2 protein-coding genes are annotated in these 2,468 nt (G+C 61.8%); both read right to left on the reverse strand.

Annotated elements, in window-relative coordinates:
• Nucleotides 1–73 precede the first annotated feature (73 nt).
• The gene (istB, locus tag BX591_RS35750; RefSeq protein ID WP_111936003.1) at nucleotides 74–850 is read right to left on the reverse strand and encodes an IS21-like element helper ATPase IstB; all 777 of its coding nucleotides are present in this window, start codon (nucleotides 848–850) and stop codon (nucleotides 74–76) included.
• On the reverse strand, nucleotides 840–2,366 hold the full coding sequence (istA, locus tag BX591_RS35755; protein ID WP_111936004.1) for an IS21 family transposase: 1,527 nt from the start codon (nucleotides 2,364–2,366) through the stop codon (nucleotides 840–842). The genes istB and istA overlap by 11 nt, the downstream gene beginning before the upstream one ends.
• Nucleotides 2,367–2,468 lie beyond the last annotated feature (102 nt).

Raw genomic sequence — 2,468 nt, forward strand, 5'->3', positions numbered from 1 at the left:
TGTTGATTTGCACGGAATCCTGACCCGGGATTTGCATTGAATTCTGACCCACCCGTTGGACCAGCTTTGCGGGTTATTCGGTGGGTGTCTGGGTCTTCTTTCTCTCCTTCTTTGGCTGTGTCGTGCTGTTTCTGAAACGATAGCTATCGTTGCCTGTTTCTACAATGTGGCAGTGGTGCGTGAGCCGGTCGAGCAGCGCCGTCGTCATCTTTGCATCGCCGAACACACTGGCCCACTCAGCGAAGCTCAGGTTGGTGGTGATGATGATGCTGGTTCGTTCGTAGAGCTTGCTGAGCAGGTGGAACAGCATGGCACCACCGGTCTGGCTGAACGGCAGATAGCCGAGCTCGTCGAGAACCACAAGATCGGCATACATGAGTCGTGTGGCGAGTTGTCCGGGCTTGCCCACGAGCTTCTCCTGTTCGAGCGCATTGACCAGTTCGATGGTGGAGAAGAAGCGCACGCGGCGTCGATGGTGCTCAAGCGCCTGCACTCCGATCGCGGTTGCCAGATGGGTCTTTCCAGTGCCAGGCCCGCCCACCAGGACGATGTTGTGCGCCGAGTCGATGAACTCACACTGGTACAACTGGCGCACCAGCGCTTCGTTGGCGTCGCTGCAACTGAAGTCGAAGCCGCCGATGTCGCGATACGCCGGGAAGCGTGCCGCCTTCATCTGATACGCGAGTGAACGCACTTCGCGCTCTGCGATTTCCGCCTTGAGCAACCCGGCAAGCACCAGCGAAGCTGACTTGTAGGCCGGCGAGTCTTGCGCGGCGAGCTCGCCTAACGCCTGAGCCATACCGTGCAGCTTGAGTGACTTGAGCATCTGCATCATGACGTCAGGCTGCATGATCGTCCTCCCGATTCCTCAGGCGGTCGTAGCGGCCCACGTTGGCCTGTGGCTCAACCTCCAGTGCGAAGGCCTGTGGCGTCTGCAGCGGCGGCACAGGCGGGCTGTCGAGCAGCCGGCTCAGGATGTTCAGCACCGTCTGCTTGTTCGGTGCGCCGGCCTCGAACGCCAGCTCGACTGCAGTGAGCACCATCTGTTCATCGTGCAGCAGGACCAGCGCCAGAATCTCGACCATCTCCCGGTCGCCGCCGGGGCGCTTCAGCAGCACGCCCTGCAACTTGCGGAAGCCGGCTGGAAACTCGGCGAAGGGCGCTCCGTTGCGAAGCGCCCCGGGTTTGCGCTGCAGGACTGCCAGGTAGTGACGCCAGTCGTAAATGGTTTCGCCGTGGTCATGGCTGCGGTTGATGCAGCGCTCGTGCTCGGCAATCACCTGGCCTTCGGCGACGAACACGAGTCTGGCCGCGTAGACGCGCAGACTGATGGGCCGGTTGGCGAACGACGCCGGCACGCTGTAGCGGTTGCGCTCGAAGTTCACGAGGCATGTCGGCGAGACGCGTTTGGTGTGTTCAACGAAACCATCGAACGGCTGGCCCACCGGCATCAGGTGTGGCCGCTCGGCCGACCATGCATCCCATATCGTCGTGTCCTGTTCCGGGTGACGTGTCTGCTGCCACAGCAGCACGCACTGATCGGCCAGCCAGTCGTTGAGCGCGGCGAGTGAACCGAATGTCGGCACCTTCTGCCAGAGCCGGTGACGGCTGTCCTGGACGTTCTTCTCGATCTGCCCCTTCTCCCAGCCGGAGGCGACGTTGCAGAACTCGGCGTCAAACAGGTAGTGGCTTACCATCGCGCTGAACCGCGCGTTGACCTCGCGGACCTTGCCGGGGCGCACCCTGTCGACGGCGGTCTTCATGTTGTCGTAGATGCCGCGGCGGGGAATGCCGCCCCACGCGACGAACGCGTGATGATGCGCGTCGAACAGCATCTCGTGGGTCTGCAGCAGATAGGCGCGCAGGAAGAAGGCACGACTGTGGCTGAGCTTGAGCTGTGCCACCTGCAGCTTGGTGCGCTCGCCGTTGATAACGGCCCAGTCCTCGCTCCAGTCGAACTGGAACGCTTCGCCAGCGGCAAACCGGAGGGGAACGAATGTCCCACGCCCGGTCGTCTTTGCCTGCTCGTGCTGCTCCTGTCGCCAGCGCCGGGCAAACGCCGCGACACGATCATAGGAGCCAGTAAAGCCCAGCACGCAGAGGTCCGCGTGAATCTGCTTGAGGGTTCTACGCTGTTTGCGGGGCCGCGTCGCCTCGGTCTTTAGCCAGCCAGCAAGCTTCGCAGCAAACCCGTCGAGCTTGCTGGGGCTGTGGCGTTCGGGATAGGCGGGCAGTACGGTGCCGGCCCGTATGTAGCGTCTGACCGTGTTTCTGGACACGCCCAGCCGTTTGGCAATCTCGCGCAACGACACATGATCGCGAAAGTGCCAGCGTCGGATGATGCTCAATATAGCCACGTCGATCACTCCGTTCCCCCGCCCGTTGCCGAGCAGGTCAGTGTTCTACGTGGGTCAATATTCGATGCAAATTACTACGCAGGGTGGGTCAGGATTCCGTGCAAATCAACA

This window comes from Paraburkholderia bryophila, from assembly GCF_003269035.1.
Taxonomy (GTDB): domain Bacteria; phylum Pseudomonadota; class Gammaproteobacteria; order Burkholderiales; family Burkholderiaceae; genus Paraburkholderia; species Paraburkholderia bryophila.